The sequence below is a fragment of the Cupriavidus sp. H18C2 genome, assembly GCF_049393795.1.
GTDB classification, from domain to species: domain Bacteria; phylum Pseudomonadota; class Gammaproteobacteria; order Burkholderiales; family Burkholderiaceae; genus Cupriavidus; species Cupriavidus pauculus_C.
This window is the reverse complement of the sequence record NZ_CP186011.1, coordinates 1,693,654-1,719,583: the sequence shown is the minus strand read 5'-3', so window position 1 is coordinate 1,719,583 and position 25,930 is coordinate 1,693,654. Positions and strand designations below refer to the sequence as shown.

Here is a 25,930-nt window from a genome sequence, read left to right as displayed (position 1 = left end):
CGCGCGGCAGGCGGGGGAGGACGCCTGCCGCGCCGGGGCGGCCCGCTTACGGCTTGCGGCGCCGGCCCGGTGGCGGGTCCACGCGGTACTGGCCCGGCGTGCCCTTCCACGCGCAGCGGCCGGCGCCGCCGCCTATCTCGCAGGCCAGCGCGGACAGCGCCATCGTCGCCAGGATCAGCAGCCGGTGCAGCATGGCGGCGCCTTACTTGCGGTCGATGTCGAGCACGGCCTGCGCGAAGGCGGTGGGCGCCTCCTGCGGCAGGTTGTGGCCGATGCCGCCCGTGATGTCGCGGTGCTCGTAGCGGCCCGTGAACTTGCTCTTGTAGGCGCTGGGCGACGGGTGCGGCGCGCCGTTGGCGTCGCCTTCCATCGTGATGGTCGGCACGCTGATCGTCGGCGCCGTGGCCAGCTTCTTCTCGATGTCGTCGAACTTCGCCTCGCCCTCGACCAGGCCCAGGCGCCAGCGGTAGTTGTGGATCGTGATGGCCACGTGGTCGGGGTTGTCCAGCGACGCGGCGCTGCGCGCGAACGTGGCGTCGTCGAACTTCCACTGCGGCGACGCCAGCTTCCAGATCAGCTTCGAGAACTCGTGCGTGTACTTCTGGTAGCCCGCCACGCCACGGTCGGTGGCGAAGTAGAACTGGTACCACCACTGCAGTTCGGCCTCGGGCGGCAGCGGCTGCTTGCCCGCGGCCTGGCTGCCGATCAGGTAGCCGCTGACCGACACCAGCCCGCGGAAGCGGTCCGGCCACAGCGCGGCCATGATGTCGGCGGTGCGCGCGCCCCAGTCGAAGCCGGCCACCACGGCGCTGCGGATCTTCAGCGCGTCCAGCAGCGCCATCATGTCCACGGCCATGGCCGACGGCTGGCCGTTGCGCATCGTGTCGGCCGACAGGAACCGCGTGGTGCCGTAGCCGCGCAGGTGCGGAATGATCACGCGGTAGCCGCGCTGGGCCAGCAGGGGCGCCACGTCGACGAACGCGTGGATGTCGTACGGCCAGCCGTGCAGCAGCAGCGCCACCGGGCCGTCGGCCGGGCCCACTTCGGCGTAGCCGATGTTCAGCACGCCGGCGTTGATCTGCTTGATCGTGCCGAACGAGGTGTGCGTGCCGGGCGTGACCGGCGTCAGCGGCGCGGCCTTGGACACGGCCGACTGGGCGTTGGCCGAGCCGATCATGCCAAGCTGGGCGGCGGCCAGGGCCAGGCCGGCGGTGCCCAGGAAGTTACGGCGGGGCAGGTCGATGTTCTTCTTCATGATTTCTCCTTTTTGCGTCCAGACGCAGGCGTTGTACTGCGATGCGGCGCCACGGCGCCGGGTACGTGAAACATTCGGGTCACGGCCGATGCAAGACCGACCTATGCTGTGTAGCGCCCCGGCGGCCACGGCGATATAGACCCGGGACCACTGCTTTCCGAATGGCACGCCAGGGCGCCGATCCGGCCGGCGCGCCCGGCAGCGGGCGGCTTGTTGGCAGTGAGTCTAGGGGCCCCCCGCAGGCGGCATGTGTCGGACTGGCCCGGTTTTGTATCGCAATGTATTTGGCCGCCCCGCTGGGGCACGCCGATACAAAAAGGGCGGCCGGGGCGGGGTGGCGGGCGGGCCCCGGCGCCGCCGCCGCGATACGACTTTGGTATGACACTGCCACGCCGACGCGCTACGGCGGTCGAACCAACGGGCGATGCACACATGCGCCCCGCCTGCCTACCATGTGCTCACGGGGCACGCGGGCGTTGGCTCCGGGGAGAAAGCACATGAACCAATCGAATGGCCTCGAAATGGTCCGGCTGCGCGCGGCGGCGTCCGCGTCGAGCCAGGACGCGCGGTTGTGGCGCTGGTTTTCGGACCAGATGGAGGAGCACCGCCTGAGCTGCGAGCGCACCCGAGACTGGTGGCACATCACCGTGGCCGGGCGCGAGCTGGCCTGCGACCGGTCGTTCGACGTGGCGGTGCGCACCGCCTACACGCTGAGCCGGGCGCTGGAGGCCGTCTAGGGCGGCCTGACCGGCCCGCCGTCGTTGGCAATCTCGCGGAAAGCGCCGATAATCCCGCTTCGCATCGGGCGGAACGATGCCGGTTTGCGGCCGTTGCCGGCAAATCCAGCGCATCCTCGTGCAATGTCGGCCATCGGGTCGTGCATGGTCCGTCCCGACCGCGCCCCGGCGCGGTGCCCCTGAATGCAGAGTGAGAGCCAGATGACCAGCAGTGCCGCCATGTTGCGCGAACCGGCCGAAGACGCCGCCGACGGGCTCGTGCTCGTCGTGGACGATGACGACGACGTGCGGCGTGCGCTGTCGGGCCTGTTCCGCTCGGTGGGGCTGGCCAGCCTGGCGTTCGCCTCGGGCGAGGAACTGCTGGCCCACGGCTTTCCGGACCAGCCCACCTGCATCGTGCTGGATGTGCGGCTGCGTGGCGCCAGCGGGCTGGACCTGCAGAGCCACCTGAACCTGGCCGGCCGCACCGCTTCCATCGTGTTCATCACCGGCTACGGCGACGTGCCGATGACCGTGGCGGCCATGAAGGCCGGCGCCGTCAACTTCATCGCCAAGCCCTTCCGCGAGCAGGACCTGCTGGACGCCGTGAACGAGGCGCTGCAGCGCGACCGCCTGCGCCGCCAGGCGCGTTCCCAGACCCAGCAGCTCCGCGAGCGCTTTGGCGCGCTGACCGGCCGCGAGCAGGAGGTCATGAAGCTGCTGGTGCACGGCCTGATGAACAAGGAAGTGGCCGATGAACTGGGCATCAGCCAGGCCACGGTCAAGATCTACCGGGGGCAGGCCATGCGCAAGATGGCCGCGCGCACGTTTGCCGACCTGATCCTGATGGCCCAGGCGCTGGGGCTGGTGACGCCCCGCGCCCGACGCGCCGGCGCGACCGCCGCCGGCGACTGACCCGGCGGCTCCCGCCTATCGCAGCAGGTTGGTCTTCGCCAGTTCCACCAGTTCGTCCGCGCGGCCGTTCATGACCGCCTTCAGCGCCCACAGGCTGAACCCCTTGACCTGCTCGGCCTTCAGCGCGGGCGGCATCGCCAGTTCCTGCGTGTTGGTCACCACGTCGAGCAGCGCGGGGCCGTCGTGCGCCAGCATCATCGCCACGGCCTCGGGCAGCAGCAGCGGGTCTTCCACGCGCTGGGCGTGCACGCCCACGGCGCGCGCCATGGCCGCGAAATCGGGGTTCTGCAGCGACGTGCCGGTCTCCAGCAGGCCGGACGCCTTCATCTCCAGCGCCACAAAGCCCAGCACGCTGTTGTTGAAGATCACCACCTTTACCGGCAGCCCCTGCTGCACCAGCGTCAGGAAATCGCCCATCAGCATTGCAAAGCCGCCGTCGCCAGACAGGCTTATCACCTGCCGGTCCGGAAACGCGGCTTGCGCGCCGATGGCCTGCGGCAGCGCGTTCGCCATCGAGCCATGGGCCAGCGACCCGATCAGCCGCCGCCGGCCGTTCATGCGCAGGTAGCGCGCGGCCCAGATCGTCGGCGTGCCCACGTCGAACGTGAAGACGGCATCCTCGTCGGCCTGCTCGCTGAGCAGTCGCGCCAGGTATTGCGGATGGATGGGCTTGCGGCCGCTGTCGCCGGTGGCCAGGTCGTCAAGCTGCTGGCGGGCCTCGCGGTAGTGGCGCACGCTGGCGTCCAGGTGGGCGGTGTCGGCCTGCGGCGCCAGGCGCGGCTGCAGCGCGTCGAGCGTGGCGGCCACGTCACCCACCAGGCCCAGGTCCAGCCGCGTGCGGCGACCCAGGTTCTCGGGCCGCACGTCCACCTGCACCACGCGGGCGTCGGCGGGATAGAACTGCCGGTAGGGAAAGTCGGTGCCGAGCATGACCAGCGTGTCGCAGTTCTGCATCGCGTGGTAGCCGGAGCTGAAGCCGATCAGGCCGGTCATGCCGACGTCGTACGGGTTGTCGTACTCGATGTACTCCTTGCCGCCCAGCGCGTGGACGACCGGCGCCTTCAGCGTCTCGGCCAGCCGCACCACCTGGTCGTGCGCGCCGGCGCAGCCGCGCCCGCACAGCAGCGTCGTGCGGCGGCTGTCGCGCAGCAGGTGCGCCAGCGCGTCGAGCGACGCGGCGTCGGGCACCACCACGGGCGCCGGCAGCGCCATCGACGCCGGTGCCGACAGCGCGGCCGTGGCCGCGCGCAGCGCCACGTCGCCCGGAATCACGATCACGGCCACGCCGCGGCGGCCCACGGCGGTGCGGATGGCCGTTTCCAGCACGCCCGGCAACTGCTCCACGCTGCTCACCAGTTCGCAGTAGTGGCTGCATTCGCGGAACAGTTGCTCGGGGTGCGTTTCCTGGAAGTAGTTGCGGCCGATCTCGGCGCTGGGAATGTGGGCGGCGATGGCCAGCACCGGCACGCGCGAGCGGTGGCAGTCGAACAGCCCGTTGATCAGGTGCAGGTTGCCCGGCCCGCAGCTGCCGGCGCAGACCGCCAGTTCGCCGGTCAGGTGCGCCTCGGCGCCGGCCGCGAACGCTGCCGTTTCCTCGTGCCGCGTGTGGATCCAGTCGATGTCGCCGCGCCGGCGCAGCGATTCGGTCAGCCCGTTGAGGCTGTCGCCGACGACGCCGTAGATGCGGCGGACGCCCACGCCATGTAGCACCGAGGTAATCAGGTCGGCTGCGTTCTCCGTGGCCATGCTGTGCTCCTTGTCCGGTTGGGGATGCCTGTGGGATTCGCGCGGCGGCGAAAGATTCCACAGGCTACGCCGCGCCGGCGGGCACGGGTTCCGCCCCGGCGCGCGGCGTTCCGGATTCGCACGGCGTGGCTAGCCGGGCCCGCGCAGCGCGTGCTCGATGCAGGCGATGATCTCGGTGTCGTGGAACGGCTTGGTCAGGAAGCAGGTGGCGCCGGCGTCGCGGGCGCGCTGGGCGTAGCCGTCCCACACGAACGCGGTCATGAAGATCACGGGCATGCGGTGGTCGCCGGCCCGCAGTGCGTTGCAGAGCGCAAAGCCGTTCATCGCGGGCATCTGGACGTCGGTGATCACGCAGTCGATGCCGGCCAGCGACGGGGACGCCAGCAGCCCGGGCCCGCCGTCGTACAGCTCGGCGGCCATGTCCAGCGAGCGCACCAGCCGCCCCATGGCTTGCCGGACGGAAGCGTCGTCGTCGACGATGGCGATCACGGGGGTGGCAGTCAATCAGGTTCCTCTGTAGTGGGGCGACGCGCGGCACCGCCAGCCCCGCAGCATAATCGCGCCCGGACGCGGCCCATATCATACGGTGGTATTGTCAGCGCCCCGCCGACACGGCGCGCCGCCGATACCAACGTATCAGTGACGCGCCGAGCGTGCACCGGGATCAGAAGTTGTGCCGCATGCCCAGAGCGAAGGTCTGCGGATCGGCCCCGGCGTTCACCCCCAGCTCGTTGATGGCGAAGTCGTAGACCGCGTTGCGCCGGTTCTGGATGCGGCTGTAGTACGCAAACAGCGCCGTGCGCCGGGACAGCGGGTAGTCGTAGCCCACCGTGAACTGCGTGGCGCCGGTTTCCGCGCCGCTACGGAAGAAGCCGACCGTATCGGTCGACGACCCCGTGCCGTTGGCCGCCAGCGCAAAGCCCACCCGCAGGCTGCCCGGCCCAAGCTGCTGCACCAGCGACGCGTAGTAGCCGTTGCGCTGCAGGTCGCCGCTGTCGGTGCGGTAGTGCAGGTGCTCGTACAGCGCCGAGATCCGCGTGCCCTTGAATAGCTGGTACGCCACGCCCACCTTCAGCGCGTCGTCGTTGCGGCCGGCCGCCTGGTAGTGCTGGTGGATCTCGTACGCCACGGTCGCGTTCAGCGGGCCCTTGTCGTAGACCACCGCGGCCGAGTACAGCGCGGGGTTGCGCGCCACCGTGGTCTTTTCCTCGGGCAGCCCCCAGCCCAGCCACGCGCTGACGCCGGCAAGCTGCGGCGAGCGGTACTGCACGATGTTCTTCTGGCGCCGGTCGAACGAACTGGTGTCCTGCACGTTGTCGGAGGTCGACGTGGACCCGTTGCCGATCAGCGCCATGTAGCCGGCCGTCGTCGGGTAGTACGGGTCGTACGCCATGGTCGACTCGGTGTACGGCGTGTGCCAGTGGCCCATGAACAGCAGCCCGTAGTCGCCCTGCAGCCCGATCCGGGAATTGCGCGTGGCAATGCCGCCCTGGCCGTTGTCGACCGACAGGTTGCTCTCGATCTGCCAGAGCGCCTTCAGCGAGCCGCCCAGTTCCTCCTCGCCGCGCAGGCCCCATACCGAGCGGTTGTTGGTCTGCCGCACCACGCTGCCCAGCGACGTGCCGTCGGTGGCCGCGCTGGCCCGCGAGTATTCGATGGCGGTGTTCAGGCGGCCGTAGACGGTGACGGTGCCGGCCAGCGCGGGCGTCGATGCCAGGCTGGCCGCGGCCAGCGCGAGGGGTACGCCGACGCGCCCGCGCGTGGATGCTTCAGTGCGTCGACGCATCGCCCGCCTTCTTGTCGTTGGCTGCCACCAGCGGACCCGGCGTGCCGGTGATCTTCGGCACGCACTCGGCGTGGAACCATGCCACGCTGACCGGCTCGCCGGCGATCATGCGCTTGATGGGTGGCACGACCTGCTCGCCGATCAGCATGCCCAGCAGGCCCAGCAGCGCCACGGCGGGCGGCGCGGGCGAGCGCACCTGCAGCAGGGCGTAGATGACGCCGACCAGCACGCCGGCGCCCAGGGAAACAAGGTAGATCTTCATGGTTGGTTCTCGCTATGTCGGAAAAGGGTCAGCGCGATGCCGGCGGCAGCCCCACGCCCAGCAGGTGGCGCACGCGTGGCGGCTCGCTGGCGACGTGGAAGCCGGCCACGTCGCGCTGCAGGTCGGCGTCGGCGTTGGGCACGCGGCGGTGCTGGCGCAGGTGTTCGGCCCACGATTCCACCAGGAACCACTCGGTCAGCAGCTCGGGGTTGGCCGGGTCCTCCATCACGCCCCAGCTGAACGCGCCGTCGCGCAGCCGTTCTTCGGACAGCCGGTGCACGGCGCGCAGGAAGGCGTCACGGTTGGCGGCCGGAATGCAGTACTCGATCAGGATCATCACCGGGCCGCGGTCGTGGCCGATGGCGTCGGCCATCTCGGGCTCGGGCCAGTGGCGGGCCGGACCCAGGTCTTCCTCGCCACGCGGCAGGCGGATGCGGTGCAGCAGCAGCGCGGCCACCACCAGCCCGCCCGCCGCGATCAGCAGCGCGTGCGGCGTGCCCATGGCCTGCGCGACAAAGCCCCACAGCAGGCTGCCGCCGGCCAGCGCGCCGTTGAAGACCATCTGGTAGACGGCCAGCGCACGGCCCCGCACCCAGTTCGGCAGGATGGCCTGCGCGGCGCCACCCAGCGTGGTCAGCGCCAGGATCCACGCCGCACCCAGCACCAGCAGCAGCGGCAGCGCCAGCCAGACCGGCGGGGCGAACGACAGCCCGGCCATGACCGCCGCCGTGGCGATGGCCGATGCCAGCACCACGCCGTCGCCATCGAGCCGCTTCTGCAGCATCGGCATCGTCAGCGCGCCAAGGATGGCCCCGGCGCCCACGGCGCCCAGCAGCACCCCGTACAGGCCCGCGCCGCCGTGCAGCAGTTGCTTGGCCACCAGGGGCAGCAGCGCCCAGACGCTGCTGCCGAACGCGAAATGCACGGCCGCGCGCAGCAGCACGATATGGAGCTTGCCGTGCGCCCGCGTGAAGCGCAGGCCGGCGCGGAAGGCGCTGAAGAAATGCTCGCGCAGCGGGTCGGTCGGCTGCGCCGGCCGCTTCCACCAGATCAGCGCGGCAATCACGAACACGTAGCTGAGCAGGTCCACGCCATAGGTGGCCGCCGCGCCGAACGCGGCCAGCAGCAGGCCGCCCGTGGCCGGCCCGATGGCACGGGCGATATTCACGCCCAGCGCGTTCAGCGCCACGGCCTGCCGCAGCGTGCTGGGCGGCACCAGTTCGGGAACGATCGACTGCCATGTCGGGCCCATCATCGCCGCGCCGATGCCGCCGGCAAAGGCCAGTGCGATCAGGATTTCAATGGTCAGGCCGTCCTGCCATGCCAGGAACGCCAGCGTGCCGCTGACGGCGGCCAGCGCCACCTGGATCACGATCAGGAAGCGGCGGCGGTCCAGGATGTCGGACAGCACGCCGGCCGGAATCGCCAGCAGAAAGACCGGCAGCGTGGCCGCGGCCTGGATGGTCGCCACGGCGGCGGGCGACGTCGACAGGTCGGTGGCCAGCCACGCGCTGGCCACGTCGCGCATGAAGCTGCCGATGTTGCCCAGGATGGTGGCCGCCCAAAGCACGGCGAAGGTCGGCTGCGCCAGCGGCGCGAACGAGCCGGCGGGTTTGGCGGAGGTAGCGGCCTGCGTCATGGCCGGCTCCGCAGGTCGTGCCAGGCCACCAGCAGGAAGCCGCCGACGAGGCCCAGGTGCTCGAAGAACGCATTCATCAGCATGAACTGCGCCTCGGGCGGCGCGCTCCAGAACCGGTTGGCCATGAACGTGGCCGCCAGCGTGAAGGCCGCCAGCGCCAGCGCGCCAAGCCAGCGATACACGCCCAGCAGGATCATGGCCGGCGCGGCCAGCTCCAGCGCAATGGTCGCCGCCGCCAGCGGCACGGCAGGCGCCAGCCCGAAGTGCTGCATCTCGGCCACGGCACCGGGGAAATCGAACAGCTTGACGAGCCCGCCCTGCAGATAGGCCGCGCAAAGCAGCAGCAGGGCAATCCAGCGCAACCAGCCCGTGCTGGCGCCGGCTGCCGTCGGCGATGAGGAAGAAACTTGCATGGCGGGTCTCCGGAAAAGAAAAACGGGTTGGGGGTGGGGCGGGTTGCGGGGGTCAGCATGTGAGACGCTGGCCCTCACCCCCGGCCCCTCTCCCGCTGTGCGGGAGAGGGGAGACAACAATGGGTGATCGCAGCTTGGCGGTTTCAATACACCGCCGGGCCTGCTCCCCTCTCCCGCAAGCGGGAGAGGGGCTGGGGGAGAGGGCAAGCGGTGCAAATTGCCGATACCAGCACCGCGAGCCGCCGGCCCTCTCCCCCGACCCCTCTCCCGCCATGCGGGAGAGGGGAGACAACAATGGGTGATCGTAGCTTGGCGGTTTCAATACACCGCCGGGTTTGCTCCCCTCTCCCGCAAGCGGGAGAGGGGCTGGGGGTGAGGGCAAGCAGTGCAAATTGCCGATACCAGCACCGCGAGCCGCCAGCCCTCTCCCCCGACCCCTCTCCCGCCGTGCGGGAGAGGGGAGACAACAATGGGCCGGACAAGCTCAGGTGTTGTCAAACACGCCGGGCCTGCTCTGTAGTGGTCAAGTTTTTTCAGACAGGTATTAAGGTTGTCTGGCGTTTGAACTTGTCCTCAAACTCCTGCGGCGACTCATATCCCAGTGTCGAGTGCAATCGCACCGGGTTATAGAAGCCGACGATGTACTGCGTAATGTCGCGCCGGGCTTCAGCCCGGTCGACGTAGCGCCTTTGCCAGATGCGCTCCATCTTCAGGTTCAGGAAGAAGCGCTCGGCCACCGCATTGTCCCAACAATCGCCCAGCCGGCTCATGCTGCAAATGAGGCCGTGGCGTCCCAGCAAGCCCCGGTATTCCTCGCTCGCGTACTGGCTGCCCCGATCCGAATGCACGATCAGGCCCGGTGACGGATTGCGCTGCTGGATCGCCATCCTCAACGCCGTGACCACCAGCGATGCAGGCATGGCCGCTGCCATGGCCCATCCCACTACCTTGCGCGAATACAGGTCCAGCACCACCGCCACATACAGCCAGCCCTCGGCCGTGCGGACGTAGGTAATATCCGCCGCCCAGGCCTGGTTGGGCTGCACCGGACTGAACTGCCGGCCCAGCACGTTCGGCGCCACCGGCCGGTCGTGCCGGCTGTTGGTCGTCGCCACGAACTTGCGCTTCCAGACCGGACGCAGATCGGCCTGGCGCATCAGCGTGCGCGCCCGATAGCGCCCGATCTTCACGCCTTGTCTGCCCAGATCCCGTGCTACGCGCCGGCTGCCGTAGGTGCGCCCGCTCGCCTCGAATGCCGCCCGTACGTGGATCTGCTGCCGGTTGCGCTCCACGTTGACCGGCCGGCCGCGCCGGTGCGCGTAGTAACCCGCGCGACTCGCTCCCAGTACCCGACAGGCACGGCTGACCGCCACGGCCTCCTTCTCCAGCGCGCTGACTGCGTGATAGATCACTTCAGCTCGCGGGCGAAGAAGGCCGATGCCTTTTTTAGGATCAGGTTGTCCTCCTTCAGGCGGCGGTTCTCTTCCTCCAGCTGGCGGATGCGCTGCTGCTCGGGCGTCAGCGGCCGGCCAATGCCCTTGCCGCCGGCCAGTTCCGCGTCGTACTGCGCCAGCCAGCGCCGCACGGCCGTCTCGCCAATGGCCATCGTGTGGCAGACCTCGGCCACCGAAAGCCCCTGGTCCCGGATCATCCGGACCACCTCCAGCTTGAAGCTGGCGTCGAACTTGCGACGTTGCTTTGTCATGTCGTCCTTTCCTCGTCGATCGTGATTTTCCACCTATCGACCTGTCTGAGGAAATTGGACCACTACACTCCCCTCTCCCGCACGCGGGAGAGGGGCTGGGGGTGAGGGCAAGCGGTGCAAATTGCCGATACCAGCACCGCGAGCCACCAGCCCTCTCCCCCGACCCCTCTCCCGCCGTGCGGGAGAGGGGAGACAAAAATCGGCCGGTCAAGCTCAGGTGTATCAATCACGCCGGGCCTGCTCCCCTCTCCCGCGCGCGGGAGAGGGGCTGGGGGTGAGGGCAAGCGGTGCAAATTGCCGATACCAGCACCGCGAGCCACCGGCCCTCTCCCCCGACCCCTCTCCCGCCATGCGGGAGAGGGAGACAACAATCGGTCGGTCAAGCTCAGCGCTTGTCAAACCATCAGCCAGCCTCAGAACGCCCAGCAAGAACACCCGAGCGCGCCCCAGAAGCTGCTTTCGTCCGATGTCGGCACGCTCGACGTCCACGCCTTGGCGTGCGCGTGGCCGTGGACGCCGCACGAGCTGGCGCAGCCGCAGGCGGTGTTCATCGCGAGCTGCCTGGCCTGGGCGGTCGGGCGCGGCTGGTACTGGCTGCCGTGGCGGGCGGGAGACCAGTCGGGCATGGCCGGCGGGATGTCGGGCGAGTGCTTGCCGAACTCGTTGTCGCCGTAGACCACCTTGCCGCCCAGCACGGTCATGACCGACGTGATGTCCTGGATGTCGTCGCCGGGCACGCTGAAGTAGTCGGCGGACAGCACGGCCAGGTCGGCCAGCTGGCCGGCCTTGATCTGGCCCTTCTTGCCTTCCTCGGACGAGAACCACGTGTTGGCCTCGGTCCACAGCCGCAGCGCGGTCTCGCGGTCCAGCAGGTTGGCTTGCGGATACATCGACATGCCGCCGACGGTCTTGCCGGTGGTCAGCCAGTACAGCGACACCCACGGGTTGTACGACGCCACGCGCGTCGCGTCGGTGCCGGCGCCCACCTTCACGCCCTTTTCCAGCATCTTCTTGATCGGCGGCGTGGCTTCGGCCGCCTTGGCGCCGTAGCGCTCGACGAAGTATTCGCCCTGGTAGGCCATGCGGTGCTGCACGGCGATGCCGCCGCCCAGTGCCGCGATGCGGTCGATGTTGCGGTCGGAGATCGTCTCGGCGTGGTCGAAGAACCAGTTCAGGCCGTTGAACGGCACGTCCTTGGCCACCTTCTCGTAGACGTTCAGCGCGCGGGTGATGGTCTCGTCGTAGGTTGCGTGCAGGCGCCACGGCCAGCGCTTTTCGGCCAGCAGGCGGATCACGGGCTCCAGGTCGGCCTCCATCGACGGCGGCATGTCCGGGCGCTCGACGCGGAAGTCCTCGAAGTCGGCGGCCGTGTAGACCAGCATCTCGCCGGCGCCGTTGTGGCGGTACAGGTCGTCGCCCTGGCCCGGCTTGACCGTGGACGTCCAGGTCTTGAAGTCGGCCAGTTCCTCCTTGGGCTTCTGCGTGAACAGGTTGTACGCCAGGCGCACCGTGAGCTGGCCGTCCTTGTGCAGCTCCTCGATGATGTTGTAGTCCTCGGGGTAGTTCTGGTAGCCGCCGCCGGCGTCGATCACGCCGGTCACGCCCAGCCGGTTCACCTCGCGCATGAAATGGCGCGTGGAGTTCTTCTGGTACTCGGGCGGCAGCTTCGGGCCCTTGGCCAGCGTGGCGTAGAGGATGGTGGCGTTGGGCTTCGCCAGCAGCAGCCCGGTGGGGTTGCCGCGGGCGTCGCGGATGATCTCGCCGCCCGGCGGATTCGGCGTGTCCTTGTTGTAGCCCACGGCGCGCAGCGCGGCGCCGTTCAGGATGGCGCGGTCGTACAGGTGCAGGATGAACACGGGCGTGTCCGGCGCCACGGCGTTCAGTTCCTCGATGGTCGGCAGGCGCTTCTCGACGAACTGGTGCTCGGTGAAGCCGCCCACCACGCGCACCCACTGCGGGGCCGGCGTGCGGGCTACCTGGTCCTTGAGCATGCGCATGGCGTCGGCCAGCGAGCGCACGCCGTCCCAGCGCAGCTCCATGTTGTAGTTCAGGCCACCGCGGATGATGTGCATGTGGCTGTCGATCAGCCCGGGAATGGCCCGCCGGCCGTTCAGGTCGATGACCCGGGTGCCGGCCGCGGCCAGCTTCATGACCTCGTCGCGGGTGCCCACGGCGAGGAAGCGGCCGTCCTGGATGGCCACGGCGTCGGCCTGGGGGTTGGCCCGGTCCAGGGTGGCAAACTTGCCGTTGACGAGGATGAGGTCGGGTGTCGGGTTTGGCGACATGGCGAAAAGCTCCGAAGAGGCGGCCGCGCCGAGGGCGGCGGCCGAGGCGATGAATTGCCGGCGGGTCACTGACATGGCTGCGGCGCTCAGGCGTTCAGGAAGGCCAGCAGGTCTGCGTTGACCTGGTCGGCGTTGATCACGCACATGCCGTGCGACGCACCCGGGTACACCTTCAGCGTGGCGTTCTTGACGATCTTGGCCGACAGCTTGCCCGCATTGTCGATCGGCACGATCTGGTCGTCGTCACCGTGCAGGATCAGCGTGGGCACGTCGATCTTCTTCAGGTCGGCCGTGTAGTCCACTTCCGAGAACTCCTTGATGCACAGGTACTGGCCCAGGATGCCCCCAGCCATGCCCTGCGCCCAGAAGGCGTCGATGGTGCCCTGCGAGACCTTGGCGTTCGGACGGTTGAAGCCGAAGAACGGCGTGGCCAGGTCCTTGTAGAACTGCGAGCGGTTCTCGGCCACGCCCTTGCGGATGTTGTCGAACACTTCGAGCGGCAGGCCGTTCGGGTAGGCGGCGCTCTTGGCCATCGTCGGCGGCACGGCGCCGATCAGCACGGCCTTGGCCACGCGCTTCGTGCCATGGCGGCCGATGTAGCGGGCCACTTCGCCGCCACCGGTCGAGTGGCCCACCAGCGTGGCGCCCTTGATGTCCAGCGCGTCCAGCACGGCGGCCAGGTCGTCGGCGTAGGTGTTCATGTCGTTGCCCTGCGCCGGCTGGTCCGAGCGGCCATGGCCACGGCGGTCGTGGGCGATCACGCGGAAGCCCTTCTGCACCAGGAACAGCATCTGGGCGTCCCAGGCGTCGGCATCGAGCGGCCAGCCGTGCGAGAACACCACCGGGCGGCCCGAGCCCCAGTCCTTGTAGAAGATGCGCGTGCCGTCCCGGGTCGTCACGTAGCTGCCCTGCTTGCCCGGGCGGCCGGCGGCGGGCGCGGCTTCGGCGGCGGCGGGGGCCAGCGCGGCCATCGAGGCCACCGACGCGGCGGCGGCACCCACGGTGCTGCCAACCAGCAGCTTGCGGCGCGAGGCGTCCGGTTGTTCGGCGGAAGGCTGGGGGGCGAGGTTCGACATGAGACTTCTCCTGGCTAAAGGTGTATTCAGTTTGTTTGATTTGGTGATCCCGCCGGCGCTGGCCGGGTTCGCCGTCTGGCGCTGCGATGGATGGAACTTTAGCGGGGCGGATGCGCTGTTCGCGGCACCCGTCCTGCACGAGTTCATCAAAAAAATTGAAGCGCCGTTGGGCGGGGGATCGGCGGGCGGCCGTGCGCGCGCACGGCGCAACCCGCCGCAAGACTAGACGCGGCGTGCGCGGGCAACCATTGGCTGATCGTATTAGCCGGGGGTGGCCGTGGCCGGCGGGTGGCGGCACGGGGCTGTCCATGGCGCGCAGCGGCCGCGCGGCGGCCCTACGCACTTGGTATTAGTCGGGCGGATGCGGTGCGCGCCGGCGGCGCGATGCGCGTTGTCCACTCATCAATTGGTATGGGTGGCGCAGCCGCGGGGGCTGTGCTGAAATGCGGGGCGGACCGGGGCGGCCATCGCCGGCCGGCCCGCCGCGCATCCCGCCATCCATCCGCAATCCGCCCACAGGGCACCTTGGAGAGTCCCGTCGTGACATCGCAGAACGCAGACCCGGCCGGCCCCGGCGACAACGCCGACGCGCTGGTGCTGGTGGTGGACGACGACGCCATGCTGCGGGCCGCGCTGGGCAACCTGTTCCGCTCCGTGGGCATGCGCGTGGCGCTGTTCGGCTCGGCGGCCGAGCTGCTGGAATTTCCGCTGCCGGACACGCCGTGCTGCCTGGTGCTGGACGTGCGGCTGCGCGGCCCGAGCGGGCTGGACCTGCAAGGCCGGCTGGCGCAGATGGGCGTGCGCATCCCCATCATCTTCATGACGGGCCACGGCGACATTGCGATGACGGTCACGGCGATGAAGGCCGGGGCCGAGGACTTCATGGCCAAGCCGTTGCGCGAGCAGGACCTGCTCGATGCGGTGTCCGCCGCGCTGCAGAAGGACCGGCACCGCCGCCGCGGGCTGCGCCGGCTGCAGGACATCCGCGCGCACTACGCCACGCTGACGCCGCGCGAGGCCGAGGTCATGGGCAAGGCCGTCTCGGGGCTGCTGAACAAGCAGATTGCCAGCGAGATCGGCATCAGCGAGGTCACCGTCAAGATCCATCGCGGCCAGGCCATGCGCAAGATGCACGCGCGCACGTTTGCCGACCTGGTGCTGATGGCGCAGCAGATCGGGCTGTGCCAGGCAGACCAGTAGCCCGCCCGCTTCGTATCCCAATGTATCCGCAGGCCGCCAGGCCACAGTGGCTGACAAGACCGCCGCGCGCCGGATATCCCGCCGATACACGGCGGCCCTGAAATGGGGGCTCCACCACATACCGTACCAAGGAGCCCGCCATGAAACCGATTCGCCTGATGACCGCCGCGCTGCTGATGCTGGGCGCGGGGCTGCAACTGTCCGCCGCGCATGCCCAGGCGCCCGGCATCCATCGCACCGATCTTGTGCAGCAGCCGATTTCGGTGCCCGGCCACCAGACCGTGCAGGTGCGCGTGGATTTCGACCCGGGCGCGTTTGCCCCGGCGCACACGCACCCGGGTGAGGAGATTGCCTACGTGGTCGAAGGCTCGCTGGAATACCGGCTCGAAGGCCGCCCGCCCGTCACGCTGAAGGCTGGCGAGTCGCTGTTCATTCCCGATGGCGTCGCGCATTCGGCGCGCAACGTGGGCACCGGCAAGGCGTCGGAGCTGGCCACCTACATCGTCAAGACCGGGGCGCCGCTGGTGGTGCTGAAGAAGTAACGGGCCGGGGCGCCGCGCGCCTCAGCCGAACTTGCGGGCGGCGTCCAGCGCCAGGCCCGAGCCGATGCCGCCGAACAGGTCGCCTTCCACGCGCCGCGCGGCCGGCAGCAGCCGCGCCAGCTGCTCGCGCAGCATCGGCACGCTGCTGGAGCCGCCCGTGAACAGGATCGTGTCGACGCTGTCGGCGGCCACGCCGGCCGTCTTCAGCATGCCCTGCACGGTGCTGGCCGTCCTGGCCACTAGCTTGTCGATGGACCGGTCGAAGTCGTCGCGCGTGATGTCCAGCGTGGTGTCCGGCGCGATGCGGCCCAGGTCCAGCGTGGTGCGCGGGTCGGCCGACAGCGCGATCTTGGCCGCCTCCACCTGGATGGCCAGCCAGTGGCCGGCGCGGTCCTTGATCAGCCGGATCAGGCGGTCGAGCTTCTCGGTCTCGGCCGCGTCGCGGTAGTTGTCCATCACGATGGCCCACGCCTTGCGCGTGTAGACCAGGTTGATCGTGTGCCAGCTGGCCAGGTCGAAGTACTGGCCCGACGGCATCGCCTTGCCGTTGCGCAGCTGGCTGTTCAGCCCCAGCAGCGGCATCACGCTCGCCAGGCTCAGCGCGCGGTCGAAATCGGTGCCGCCGATGTGCACGCCGCCATTGGCCAGGATGTCCTCGCGGCGGTCCAGCTTCTTCGCGCGCTCCGGCGACAGCCGCACCAGCGAGAAGTCCGACGTGCCGCCGCCGATATCGGCCACCAGCACCAGTTCCTCGCCACCGATGCCGGCCTCGTAGTCGAACGCCGCGGCAATCGGCTCGTACTGGAACGCGATGTCCCGAAAGCCCGCGTCGCGCGCGATCTCGGCCAGCGTGTCCTCGGCCAGCTGGTCGGCCTGGGCGTCCTCGTCGATGAAATGCACCGGCCGGCCCAGCACCGCCGCATGGAATTCGCGGCCGGCGGCGCGCTCGGCGCGGCCCTTCAGCTCGCCGATGAAATGCGCCAGCAGCTTGCGGAACGGCATGGCCTGGCCCATCACCTCGGTGCTGTCGTCCATCATCGACGTGCCGAGCAGGCTCTTGATCGACCGCATCATGCGGCCCTCGTAGCCGGCCAGGTAGTCGGCCAGCGCGGCGCGGCCGTAGCTGACCAGCGGGTCTTCGGCGTGGAAGAAGAGCACGGAGGGCAGCGTGGCCTTGCCGTCTTCCAGCGGCAGCAGCGTGGGCGCGCCGGGGCGCAGCCAGCCGACGGTGGAATTGGACGTGCCGAAGTCGACGCCGCAAGCGTTGGAGATCATGGACATACAGGGATTCAGGGGGCAGCGGAGACGCGCGCGGCGCGGGTGTCGGGTGGCCGTGCGCGGGTGGCTATTGTAGGGGTTTTCCCCGCGGGGCGTCGGTCATCGGGGATCACCCCATGCGGGTTTGTGCCAACTGTTCGCCACCCCGGGGTTGCAGTCTACTGAAGGTGCAGGTTGCAGTGTGACCGGCCGATGCGACACCACCGGCTGGCCGTTTGGAAAACCGACTGGAGACAATACCATGGTGACCAAGCAGGACGAGACACGCATTTTCCGCGAACTGGTGGCGCTGGCCGCGCTGGAGACACTCGGCGGCGCCATCGCCCTGGGGCTGGCATTCAACGTGCTGACGTTCAACCTGCTCCGCTGACGCCACGCACGCCAAGGGGCCGCCACGACGGCCCCTTTTGCATGCCCGCAGGCGGCGGCTGACCGCTCATGCCAGCGCGGCCGGCGGCACGGGCGCGGGCGCATCGCGCGTGCGCAGCCACGCCAGCAGGTCTGCCTCGGGCATCGGCCGCGCCAGCAGGTAGCCCTGCATCGTGTGGCAGCCGATGTCGATCAGCGCCTGGCGGTCGGCCTCGTGCTCCACGCCCTCGGCCACCACCTCGAAGCCGAACGAGCGGCCCAGGTTCAGCACCGCGCGCATCAGGTCCTGGCTGCGCGCGGAGCCCGCGATGCCGGTGATGAAGCTGCGATCCACCTTCACGCAGGCCGCGCCAAGCTGGCGCAGCGCGCCCAGCCCCGAGTAGCCCACGCCAAAGTCGTCCAGCGCGATGGCCACGCCGGCGCGCGCCATGTTGGCGAGCTTGCCCTGCACGGCCACCACGTCTAGCGCCACTTCCTCGGTGATTTCCACGGTCAGCAGGCCCGGTTCGAGCTTGCATGACTCCAGCGTGGACAGCAGCAGACGGTCGACGTCCACCTGCGCCATCTCGCGCGGCGAGAGATTGATCGCGATTGGAATGCGCCGGCCGCCCCCGGCGTGCAGCGCCGTGGAGAGCCGGCAGATCTTGGACAGCGTCGCGCGCAGCAGCGCCTCGGACAGGCCCGACGCCGCCGCCACCGACACCAGCTCGGGCGGCGGCACCCAGCCGTGCCGCGCGTGCTTCCAGCGGATCAGCGCCTCCAGGCTGCGCACCTGCGTGCCGCCATCGCCAAAGATCGGCTGGAACCAGACTTCGAGCGTGTCGTCGGCCAGCGCGCGGGGCAGGTCGCGCTCGATGTCGCGCTGCATCTGCAGGTGGCGGTGCAGCTCGTCGTCGAACACGTAATGGCTGTTGCGGCCGATGCGCTTGGCCGCGTAGAGCGCGGCATCGGCAAACAGCAGCATGTCGTCCAGGCTGATATCGGGGCCCCGGCAGATGCCCACGCTGACGCCGACCTGGCAGAACTCGTAGCCCTCCAGCGGGCGGCGCACCGCCGCGATCAGCCGCGCGGCCAGCGCCGACGGGCAGTCGCTGGCGTCGAACGGGTCGTAGAGCATCATGAACTCGTCGCCGCCCATGCGCCCGACCAGCATGTTCGGCCCACCCACGGCCTCCAGCCGCCGCGCCACCTCGCGCAGCACGCCGTCGCCGGCCTTGTGGCCAAAGGCGTCGTTGATCAGCTTGAAGCCGTCCAGGTCCAGTAGCAGCAGGCAGTGGCGGCCAGACAGGCCGTTGGCAAAGCGTTTGTTGGCGCGGTCGAAGAAGCCGCTGCGGCTGAGCAGGCCGGTGAGCGGGTCCAGGCTGGCCAGCGTCCACATCTCGTCGGCGCGGTTCACGGCGTCGTCGTGGGCAATGCGCAGCGCGTCCTGCAGTGCCGTGGCCTCGTTCTTCAGCTGGATCGACTGCCGGATCTGCCGTTCGCTCTCCAGCGTGCAGCGCACCAGCGCGGCCAGGTACAGCACGGTCGTGCCGGCCAGCCAGTACTTGTCGAAGTTGCCGAACCAGACCAGGCACGCGGCTGCCGACAGCAGCGGCGGCGTGATGAAGCAGAGCGGAATCCGCGCGTAGGCAAAGCCGTGCGTGACCGCGCCGGCCGTGATGCCACAGACCACGGTGAGATAGAACAGCGACTGGGCCGACGTGTAGCCGTCGCAGAGCAGCGGAATGGCGGCCCAGGTCAGGCCGGACAGCAGCGCCAGCGTGCAGTGCAGGCGCAGGTGGCGGGCGACGGTGCGGGGCAGCCGCGCGTCGTCGTGGCCCAGCCCGGCGGGCACCCGCGACACCGGCAGCCCGCACAGCCGGATGCGCAGCGTGTTCCAGACCAGCGACACCAGGAACCAGCCCAGCGCGATGGCGCCGCGCCCCGCGTGCCACGACACGGCCAGCACGCACAGGCCCAGGATGATGTTGATCGGGATCGACAGCCGCACGGTGCGGCGCACCGCCAGCAACTGGTCGTGCCGGGTCAGCCGGGCCTGCGTGGCGTCCAGGGCCGCCACGGTGCCCGCCTCGGCGCGCATGGCGTGGAACGCCTTCCCCCGCGCGCTATGCGTTGTTTTCATCGGTTCATGCTCACCGCCACCCGTCCGGCCACGCCGGCGGGCGGTCTTCCGCGTCCTGAATAGTCCGGTTCCCGCTGCTTGTTCTGATGTGTTCGCTGTGCCGCGCGATCGGTGCCGGCGGCGCCAGGATCAGGAACCGTGGTGCAAGTCCGCCGGGCCGGCATGTCCCCGAAGGCCGGCAGGGCGGAACCGTCGTTCCGTCAGGTTGATGGCTTAACGCATGGTCGTTCGCTTCTTTCGCGTGGGGCGCAGGGGCATGGAAACGGCGAGTATAGGACCAAACCGCGCGAGCCCGCGTGGCGTGCAAGCGTCAGGCGGGCACCGCCGCGCGCGCGTGCGCCTGCCAGAAGGCCAGGAAATCGGCCACCGGCATGGCTTTGCCGAACAGCCACCCCTGGCCGTACTGCACGCCGCGCTGGCGCAGCGCCAGGCGCTGGGCGTCGGTCTCGATGCCCTCGGCCACCATGCGGATGTCCAGCGCGCGCGCCATGCCGATGATGTGCGGCCCCACCGACCGCGACGGCCCGTCGGTGGTGATCGCGCCGACGAACGCCTTGTCGATCTTGAGCCCGTCCACGTCCAGGTCTTCCAGGTAGGCCAGGCTCGCATAGCCGGTGCCGAAGTCGTCGATGTAGATCGGGTGCCCGGCGCGCCGGAACGCGGCGATGGTCTCGCGGCAGGCCGCGTCGTTGGCAAAGCCGCGCTCGGTGACCTCGATCCAGAGCTGCGCCGGGCGGATGCCGGCGCGGCGCAGCGCGGCGTCGATGGCGGGCAGCGTGTCCGGCGCGCGGAAATCGTCAGGCGACAGGTTGATCGACACGTGCAGCGCCGGGTTGGCCGCCATCTGCTCGCCCAGGTCAGCCACCACGGCGTCGATCATGCAGCGCGTGATGGCGTGGATGGCGCCCACTTCCTCGGCCATCGGGATAAAGCGGTCCGGCAGCACGATGGACCCGTCCGGCAGCCGCCAGCGGACCAGCGCCTCGGCGCCCACGCAGCGGCCGTCGTCCAGCGCCATCACGGGCTGGTAGACCGCGAAGAATTCCTTGCGGCGGATGGCGTCCTGCAGCACGTAGCGCGGGCTGCGCAGCCCGCGGCCCCAGCGCAGCATCAGCCAGGTGGCGATGGCGCTGACCGCCAGGCCCAGCGGCAGCCCTACGTAGAGCAGCCGCCGCCAGGTGCCGGCCACCTCGTTGACGGGCTCGTAGGCCACCACCGCGAACGGCAGCCCGCGCGACGCCTTGACGTCGAGGTACTGGCCCTGCCGCACCTGGCCGTCGAGCTGGCTGGCCCAGGCGTGCGCCAGCGTGCCCGGATCGGTACCGTTCCACGACGCCAGCACGTGGCCCGTGTGCGCGTCGATCAGGCCCAGCCGGATCTGGGTGTCGAGCGGCACGATGTCGATGAAGAACTGGGCGTCGACCACGGCCACGTGGCGGCCCACGCGGAACTGGACCATGCGCGGCGGCTGGCCGGCGGCATCCACGCGGTAGGCGGCCGCCAATTGCGGCAGCGCCACCCAGGGCCGGCGCTGGCCCTCGATGCTGCGCAGGGCGCCCGGAAACGACGACGACGCGCACAGTAGCTGTTCGTCGTCGAGATAGGTGATCTGGCGGGCGTAGCGGTGCTGGAGATCGGCCTCGCGCATGGCTTCCAGGTGCGCGGGGCTGCAGGGGGCGCCGGCAAAGCGGTCGGCCTGCCGGGCGGCCAGGATGGCGTCGCGCGCCACCACTTCCACGCGCTGGAGCGCGCGCTCGGTGAAGCGGTCCACGCGCTGGCGGAAAAGCTGCTCGGCGAATTCCCGCGACAGCCACGTGGTCAGTGCCACCGGGCCGCAGACGCCCAGCGCCACCACACAGAACATGAAGAGCCAGAGGCGCCGCGTCATGGAGAAGAGCCGTGAACAGTGCGACGCAGGATAGCAGAACGATATCGCTGCCAGATCCGATACTGCCAGGGCAACCAGACGCCGGCGCGGCCGGCCGGGCTGGCTATTTCGTGTCGACCGGGCACGCGCCTGATGCGCACCCTTGCGCGGCCTGCGCGGGCCCGGCCGTGGCGGCCACCGATGCGGCCTCGCGGGCTTCCAGCACCAGCGCGGCGATCTGCGCGCCGAGCGTCAGGTCGGCCACCGACCCGAAATGCTGGTGCCGCAGGTTGCCGGCCGCGTCGATCAGCACCAGCGTCGGCGTGCCGCGCATGGCGTAGGCGCGCATCGTGTGCGGAATGCCGCCGTGGCCATCGGGCTGGTCCACGCCCACCGGAAACGGAATGCGGTACTCGTGCAGGAACGCGGCCAGCGCCGTCGGCGTCATCGCGTCGTGGTGCTCGAACACCGTGTGCAGGCCGATCACGGCCACCTCGGACGCCGCGAACGTCTGGTGGACGCGCAGCGCCTGCGGCAGCCCGTGCGACACGCAGCCGGGGCAGAGCATCTGGAAGGCTTCGAGGACCACCACCTTGCCGCGCAGTGCTTCGAGCGACAGGGGCTGGTCGGTGTTGAACCATTGCTGGATGGCCCAGGCGGGCGCGGGCTGGAGCAGGGAATCGGTCATGGCGGGAAACTCCGTTGGCATGGCGGAAAGTATGCGGCGGCCCCTGGTGCCCCGGACGGCCGTTCGTCCACGATAGTTACCGATTCGTACAGCGCCCATGGCGCAGGCGACGTATTCGACATTTCACGACGCGCCGAAGCATCGCGCTGCCGTCCGCGGCGATCATGACCATCCCGTCAGCCACGTTCCACGCCCATGCAGCCCGCCGATCCCGTCGCCGCCGTCACGCATCCGGACCCGTATCCCTACTACCGCGCGCTGGCCCGCACGCGGCCGTTCCACTTCGACCAGGGCCTGAAGCTCTGGGTGGCCGCTGGCGCCGAGACCGTGGCGGCCGTGCTGGCGCACCCCGATGCCCGCGTGCGTCCGCCCGGCCAGCCCGTGCCGCCGGCGCTGGCTGGCGGGCCGGCGGGCGACCTGTTCGGCCGGCTGGTGCGGATGAACGACGGGCCGGCGCACGCGGCGCTGAAGCCGGCCATCCTGCGCGGGCTGGCCGGGCTGGACCTCGGGCTGGTGCGCGTGCGCGCGCATGCGCTGGCCGCCGCGCTGCCACGGCTGGGCACCGACGACGCCCACGAGGCCATGCAGTGGATGTTCACGCTGCCGGTGCTGACCGTGGCCGACCTGCTGGGCCTGCCGCTGGCGCGCGACGCCGATGGCCATGTCCTGACGCGGATTGCCGGCTTTGTCACGACGTTCGCCGCCGCCATGTCGCCGCTGGCATCGCCTGCCGATGTGGCTGCCGGCGCCGCCGCCGCGCAATGGCTGACCCGCTGTGTGGCGGACCAAGCCGACCAAGCCGACCCCGCGCCGCCCGACGGCCTGCTGCCGACGCTGTGGCGCGATGCCGCGCACGTCGAGCCGGCGGCGCGCGTGGCCAACGCCGTCGGCCTGATGATCCAGGCCTGCGAGGCAACGGCCGGGCTGATCGGCAATACGCTGGTCCACCTGGGCCGCGACGCGGCCGGGCGCCCGGTGGAGGACTTCGACGCCATCGACGCGACCGTGGCGCGCGTGGCCGACCTCGACCCGCCGGTGCAGAACACGCGGCGCTTTCTGGCCGCCGATGCCGTCGTCTGCGGCCAGCCGCTGCGGGCCGGCGACGCGGTGCTGGTGCTGCTGGCCGCCGCCGCGCACGATCCGTCGGCGCCGTCGGGCGGCCGGCCGTGGACCTTCGGCGCCGGCCGCCACGGCTGCCCCGGCGACGCACTGGCGCGGGTGCTGGCCGCCTGCACGGTCCAGGCGCTGCTGGCGCGCGGCGTGCAGCCCGCGCGGCTGGCCGCTGGCGTACGCTATCGGCCATCGGTCAACGCGCGCATTCCGCAGTTCACATCCCAACCCTGACACAGGAGCCCCCATGATCGCCGTGATCTTCGAAGTCGAGCCCGCGCCGGGCCGCCAGGACACCTATCTGGACATCGCCGCCCACCTGAAGCCGACGCTGGAAGGCATCGACGGCTTCATCTCGGTGGAGCGCTTCCAGAGCCTGACCACGCCGGGCAAGCTGCTGTCGCTGTCGTTCTTCCGCGACGAGGCGGCGGTGCTGGCGTGGCGCAATACGCTCGATCACCGCCGCGCGCAGGCGGCCGGGCGCGGCGGCGTGTTTGCCAACTACCGGCTGCGCGTGGCCCAGGTGCTGCGCGACTACGGCCTGCACGAGCGCGACGAGGCGCCCGCCGACAGCCGCGCCGCGCACGACGCCGCCACCCGGTAGCGCACGGCGGGCCGGGCGCCGACCCCGGCCTTCCTGACAAGCTGACATATTCGGCCGTTACACTCGTGCATCATCGGGGGTCTACCACGCGGCACCGGGACACGAGGGGCGAGGCGGCATGAGACGGCGCACGGGCGGCACGAAGCTGTGGACAACGTTGAGCAAGCAGGCGGCGCGCAGCGCACGCCAGTTCAGCCGCACGGTCACCCAGACCGTGACCGATCCGATGATGCGCGCGGCCCGCAAGCAGAGCCACGCCGTCAGCAAGGCCGTGGGCGAGGCCGTCGGCAAGGTCACGCGCCAGGCCATGACCGGCGTGGTCACGCCGGCGCGCGCCCCGGTCAGCCGCAGCGGCGGCACGTGGGAAGAGGGCCTGTGGGGTTTCAGCGTCGGCCTGGGCCGCATCGGCCCGCGCAAGTACCGCGTGTTCGTGCCGCCCGGCGTGAGCGCGGCGCGGCCGGCCCCGCTGCTGGTGCTGCTGCATGGCTGCGGGCAGGATTCGGCCAGCTTTGCCGCCTGCGCCCGCGTGGCCACCGTGGCGCGCGACGCGCGCTGGGTGGTGCTGATGCCCGAGCAGTCGGTGCAGGCCAACGCCCAGCGCTGCTGGAACTGGTTCCGGCCCGCCGCGCGCGGCGCATCGGAAAGCGCGCTGCTGATGTCCCTGATCGACCATGTCTGCCAGCGCTACGCCATCGTGGCGCATCGCGTCTGCGCGTTCGGCCTGTCGGCCGGCGGGGCCATGGCGATGATGCTGGGCCTGCGCTACCCCGACCGCTTTGCCGCCATCGGCTCGCACTCGGGCGCCGCGCCGTTCAGCGCCATCAATGCCACCCAGGCCCACAAGGCCATGCGCGGCGAGCGCGGCCCGGACGCCGTGGCCGCCCGGCTGGCGCTGGCGGGCCGCCGCGCGCCGCCGTTGCTGCTGCTGCACGGCGACGAGGACGGCGTGGTGTCCTATGACAACGCCACGTCCACGGCGGCGATGTGGCTCGAACTGCTGCCGCCGGGATCGTCACCGCCCACGGCGCTGCCGGCGCGCCGCGTGCGCCGGGGCACGCGCCGGGCTGTCGACGTATTCGACTGGCAGGCCGGCCCCCGGCCGTACCTGCGCGTGGTGAAGGTGGAAGGGCTGCGCCACGCGTGGAGCGGCGGCGCACCGGGCCAGGCGTTCTCCGACCCGGGCGGACCCGACGCGCTCAAGATCGCGCTGCGGTTTTTCTCGGTGAACGGGCGGCTGCCCGCGTGACCCGCTCAGCCCGCGCCGACCGGTTCGAACACGACGTCGCTGGTCGGGCAGGCCACGCAGGGCAGGATGAAGCCGTCTTCCTTCTCGTCCAGGCTCAGGCCGGGCCAGTCGATCCGGTAGCGCACGCTGCCGGCGTGCAGCCGGCTCATGCAGGCGCGGCACGTGCCGTTGCGGCACGAACTCGGCAGCGGCAGGCCCTCCAGCAGCGCGGCCTCCAGCAGGCTCAGCGACGCCGGCGCGGCAAAGCCGGCCCCGCCCGGCAGCACGCGGGCCGTGAAGGTGCGATCGTCGTCGGTCATGGCGCGTCGTCCTGCTGGGCCGGATACGCGGCGCGGCCGTGCGTGGCGTCGCGCAGCGCGGCCTCGGCCGTATCCCGCATCGCGGCGGGCAGGCGGATCACCAGCGTCGCCAGCGCGCCGTACGCGGTATCGGCCAGCGTGCAGCCAGCATCGGCCATCTGCTCGATCCAGCGCCGCACGCGCGGCTCGTCGGCGTAGTCGACCTGCACCGTCAGCGTGGCGTAGGCGATGCGCTCGATCCGCGCCGCGTCCTTGAGGGCCCCGGCAATGGCGTCGGTGTAGGCCCGTACCAGCCCGCCGGCGCCCAGCTTGACCCCGCCGTAGTAGCGCACCACGGCCGCCAGCACGCCGTCGAGGTCGTGGTGGCGCAGCACTTCCAGGATCGGCCGGCCCGCCGTGCCGGACGGCTCGCCGTCGTCAGACATGCCCGACTGGCCGCCGGCCAGCAGCGCCCAGCAGACGTGCGTGGCCGCCGGATGCTCCGCGCGCAGGCCGGCAATCACGGCCATGGCCGCGTCGCGGTCGGGCACGGGCACCGCCAGCGCGATAAAGCGGCTCTTGCGTATCTCGATGTCGGCGTGGACGGGGTGGGCAAGCGTGAAGGTGGGCAAGACAGGGTCGGGACGGGATGCAGGAGGCGAGTGTAGCGCAGCGCGCGCCGGGGCCATTCGTGTGACAGCTTGCTGACGGTCAAATGGCGGTCACGAAAACGCCTTACCATCCGGACGGGCCCGCATCCGTCCGATCCCGGTGCAGCGCGCCCGCCTTCTTCCCCGATTCCCCCTTGTCGCCACCGAGCGCCACCGA

General features: G+C 70.4%; 26 protein-coding genes. 9 read left to right on the top strand and 17 right to left on the bottom strand.

The genetic code is table 11. The annotated features are described in order from the left end of the window. Nucleotides 1–46: 46 nt before the first annotated feature. Both EPAKOI_RS24310 and EPAKOI_RS24305 read right to left on the bottom strand, forming a co-directional pair. The gene (locus EPAKOI_RS24310; protein WP_423193941.1) at nucleotides 47–193 is read right to left on the bottom strand and encodes a MarR family transcriptional regulator; all 147 of its coding nucleotides are present in this window, start codon (nucleotides 191–193) and stop codon (nucleotides 47–49) included. Nucleotides 194–202: 9 nt separating this feature from the next. Further along, nucleotides 203–1,255 carry an alpha/beta fold hydrolase gene (locus EPAKOI_RS24305; protein WP_124685603.1) on the bottom strand — a complete coding sequence of 351 codons (1,053 nt, stop codon included), beginning with the start codon at nucleotides 1,253–1,255 and terminating at the stop codon, nucleotides 203–205. 497 nt (nucleotides 1,256–1,752) lie between these two features. Between EPAKOI_RS24305 and EPAKOI_RS24300 the strand changes: the two genes are divergently transcribed. Together EPAKOI_RS24300 and EPAKOI_RS24295 are read left to right on the top strand one after the other, a co-directional pair. Further along, nucleotides 1,753–1,992, top strand: coding sequence for a hypothetical protein (locus tag EPAKOI_RS24300; protein ID WP_124685602.1), 240 nt, complete (start codon nucleotides 1,753–1,755; stop codon nucleotides 1,990–1,992). A 201-nt stretch (nucleotides 1,993–2,193) separates the two neighbouring features. Then, complete coding sequence (locus tag EPAKOI_RS24295; protein WP_423193940.1) at nucleotides 2,194–2,886, top strand: response regulator transcription factor; 693 nt, start codon at nucleotides 2,194–2,196, stop codon at nucleotides 2,884–2,886. Nucleotides 2,887–2,901: 15 nt separating this feature from the next. Here EPAKOI_RS24295 and poxB read toward each other — a convergent pair whose 3' ends face one another. The 9 genes from poxB to EPAKOI_RS24250 form a co-directional block, all read right to left on the bottom strand. Then, a complete protein-coding gene (poxB, locus tag EPAKOI_RS24290; protein WP_423193939.1) occupies nucleotides 2,902–4,632 on the bottom strand; it encodes a ubiquinone-dependent pyruvate dehydrogenase in 1,731 nt (576 codons plus the stop codon). Between the two features lie 129 nt (nucleotides 4,633–4,761). Then, nucleotides 4,762–5,136, bottom strand: a complete 375-nt coding sequence (locus tag EPAKOI_RS24285) for a response regulator transcription factor (RefSeq protein ID WP_124685599.1) — start codon at nucleotides 5,134–5,136, stop codon at nucleotides 4,762–4,764. Nucleotides 5,137–5,296: 160 nt separating this feature from the next. Further along, on the bottom strand, nucleotides 5,297–6,418 hold the full coding sequence (locus tag EPAKOI_RS24280; RefSeq protein WP_423193938.1) for a porin: 1,122 nt from the start codon (nucleotides 6,416–6,418) through the stop codon (nucleotides 5,297–5,299). Continuing rightward, nucleotides 6,402–6,680, bottom strand: coding sequence for a XapX domain-containing protein (locus EPAKOI_RS24275; protein ID WP_313839077.1), 279 nt, complete (start codon nucleotides 6,678–6,680; stop codon nucleotides 6,402–6,404). Before EPAKOI_RS24275 ends, EPAKOI_RS24280 begins: the two co-directional genes overlap by 17 nt. Before the next feature lie 28 nt (nucleotides 6,681–6,708). After that, nucleotides 6,709–8,319, bottom strand: a complete 1,611-nt coding sequence (locus tag EPAKOI_RS24270; protein ID WP_124685596.1) for an MFS transporter — start codon at nucleotides 8,317–8,319, stop codon at nucleotides 6,709–6,711. Next, the gene (locus EPAKOI_RS24265; protein ID WP_124685595.1) at nucleotides 8,316–8,732 is read right to left on the bottom strand and encodes a DoxX family protein; all 417 of its coding nucleotides are present in this window, start codon (nucleotides 8,730–8,732) and stop codon (nucleotides 8,316–8,318) included. Before EPAKOI_RS24265 ends, EPAKOI_RS24270 begins: the two co-directional genes overlap by 4 nt. Nucleotides 8,733–9,265: 533 nt before the next feature. Beyond that, a protein-coding gene (locus EPAKOI_RS24260) for an IS3 family transposase (RefSeq protein WP_423192497.1) occupies nucleotides 9,266–10,437 on the bottom strand; the annotation gives its coding sequence in 2 pieces (ribosomal slippage) (nucleotides 9,266–10,170 and nucleotides 10,170–10,437; 1,173 coding nt in all). A 413-nt stretch (nucleotides 10,438–10,850) separates the two neighbouring features. After that, nucleotides 10,851–12,722 carry an amidohydrolase gene (locus EPAKOI_RS24255; RefSeq protein WP_216644005.1) on the bottom strand — a complete coding sequence of 624 codons (1,872 nt, stop codon included), beginning with the start codon at nucleotides 12,720–12,722 and terminating at the stop codon, nucleotides 10,851–10,853. Nucleotides 12,723–12,808: 86 nt separating this feature from the next. Continuing rightward, nucleotides 12,809–13,798 (bottom strand): alpha/beta fold hydrolase, encoded by a 990-nt coding sequence (locus tag EPAKOI_RS24250; protein WP_423193937.1) that lies wholly within the window; start codon nucleotides 13,796–13,798, stop codon nucleotides 12,809–12,811. Here EPAKOI_RS24250 and EPAKOI_RS24245 point away from each other — a divergent pair. From EPAKOI_RS24245 to EPAKOI_RS24235, 3 genes are all read left to right on the top strand, one after another. After that, nucleotides 13,797–14,024, top strand: coding sequence for a hypothetical protein (locus EPAKOI_RS24245; RefSeq protein WP_423193936.1), 228 nt, complete (start codon nucleotides 13,797–13,799; stop codon nucleotides 14,022–14,024). The genes EPAKOI_RS24250 and EPAKOI_RS24245 overlap by 2 nt on opposite strands. Before the next feature lie 392 nt (nucleotides 14,025–14,416). Beyond that, nucleotides 14,417–14,998 (top strand): response regulator transcription factor, encoded by a 582-nt coding sequence (locus EPAKOI_RS24240; RefSeq protein WP_423194569.1) that lies wholly within the window; start codon nucleotides 14,417–14,419, stop codon nucleotides 14,996–14,998. 140 nt (nucleotides 14,999–15,138) lie between these two features. Then, nucleotides 15,139–15,540 carry a cupin domain-containing protein gene (locus EPAKOI_RS24235; RefSeq protein WP_313839085.1) on the top strand — a complete coding sequence of 134 codons (402 nt, stop codon included), beginning with the start codon at nucleotides 15,139–15,141 and terminating at the stop codon, nucleotides 15,538–15,540. A gap of 21 nt (nucleotides 15,541–15,561) precedes the next feature. Here EPAKOI_RS24235 and EPAKOI_RS24230 read toward each other — a convergent pair whose 3' ends face one another. Then, nucleotides 15,562–16,815, bottom strand: coding sequence for an Hsp70 family protein (locus EPAKOI_RS24230; protein WP_313839208.1), 1,254 nt, complete (start codon nucleotides 16,813–16,815; stop codon nucleotides 15,562–15,564). Between the two features lie 244 nt (nucleotides 16,816–17,059). Between EPAKOI_RS24230 and EPAKOI_RS24225 the strand changes: the two genes are divergently transcribed. Further along, nucleotides 17,060–17,188, top strand: a complete 129-nt coding sequence (locus EPAKOI_RS24225) for a hypothetical protein (protein ID WP_301337493.1) — start codon at nucleotides 17,060–17,062, stop codon at nucleotides 17,186–17,188. A 66-nt stretch (nucleotides 17,189–17,254) separates the two neighbouring features. Here EPAKOI_RS24225 and EPAKOI_RS24220 read toward each other — a convergent pair whose 3' ends face one another. The 3 genes from EPAKOI_RS24220 to EPAKOI_RS24210 all read right to left on the bottom strand — a co-directional run bounded on the left by EPAKOI_RS24220 (nucleotide 17,255) and on the right by EPAKOI_RS24210 (nucleotide 21,864). Beyond that, nucleotides 17,255–19,309, bottom strand: coding sequence for a putative bifunctional diguanylate cyclase/phosphodiesterase (locus EPAKOI_RS24220; RefSeq protein ID WP_423193935.1), 2,055 nt, complete (start codon nucleotides 19,307–19,309; stop codon nucleotides 17,255–17,257). A 310-nt stretch (nucleotides 19,310–19,619) separates the two neighbouring features. Then, the gene (locus EPAKOI_RS24215) at nucleotides 19,620–21,197 is read right to left on the bottom strand and encodes an EAL domain-containing protein (RefSeq protein ID WP_423193934.1); all 1,578 of its coding nucleotides are present in this window, start codon (nucleotides 21,195–21,197) and stop codon (nucleotides 19,620–19,622) included. Nucleotides 21,198–21,300: 103 nt separating this feature from the next. Beyond that, nucleotides 21,301–21,864, bottom strand: a complete 564-nt coding sequence (locus tag EPAKOI_RS24210; RefSeq protein WP_124685588.1) for a redoxin domain-containing protein — start codon at nucleotides 21,862–21,864, stop codon at nucleotides 21,301–21,303. 195 nt (nucleotides 21,865–22,059) lie between these two features. Here EPAKOI_RS24210 and EPAKOI_RS24205 point away from each other — a divergent pair, with 195 nt between their 5' ends. From EPAKOI_RS24205 to EPAKOI_RS24195, 3 genes are all read left to right on the top strand, one after another. Next, a complete protein-coding gene (locus EPAKOI_RS24205) occupies nucleotides 22,060–23,208 on the top strand; it encodes a cytochrome P450 (RefSeq protein WP_423193933.1) in 1,149 nt (382 codons plus the stop codon). A 13-nt stretch (nucleotides 23,209–23,221) separates the two neighbouring features. Beyond that, nucleotides 23,222–23,578: an antibiotic biosynthesis monooxygenase family protein gene (locus EPAKOI_RS24200; protein ID WP_124685586.1), complete on the top strand. Its 357-nt coding sequence runs from the start codon at nucleotides 23,222–23,224 to the stop codon at nucleotides 23,576–23,578. Nucleotides 23,579–23,696: 118 nt separating this feature from the next. Beyond that, nucleotides 23,697–24,824: an alpha/beta hydrolase family esterase gene (locus tag EPAKOI_RS24195; protein ID WP_423193932.1), complete on the top strand. Its 1,128-nt coding sequence runs from the start codon at nucleotides 23,697–23,699 to the stop codon at nucleotides 24,822–24,824. Between the two features lie 5 nt (nucleotides 24,825–24,829). Here EPAKOI_RS24195 and EPAKOI_RS24190 read toward each other — a convergent pair whose 3' ends face one another. Continuing rightward, nucleotides 24,830–25,123, bottom strand: a complete 294-nt coding sequence (locus EPAKOI_RS24190) for a 2Fe-2S iron-sulfur cluster-binding protein (RefSeq protein WP_313839097.1) — start codon at nucleotides 25,121–25,123, stop codon at nucleotides 24,830–24,832. Beyond that, nucleotides 25,120–25,734, bottom strand: a complete 615-nt coding sequence (locus EPAKOI_RS24185) for an IMPACT family protein (RefSeq protein ID WP_124685583.1) — start codon at nucleotides 25,732–25,734, stop codon at nucleotides 25,120–25,122. The genes EPAKOI_RS24190 and EPAKOI_RS24185 overlap by 4 nt, the downstream gene beginning before the upstream one ends. Nucleotides 25,735–25,930: the final 196 nt, after the last annotated feature.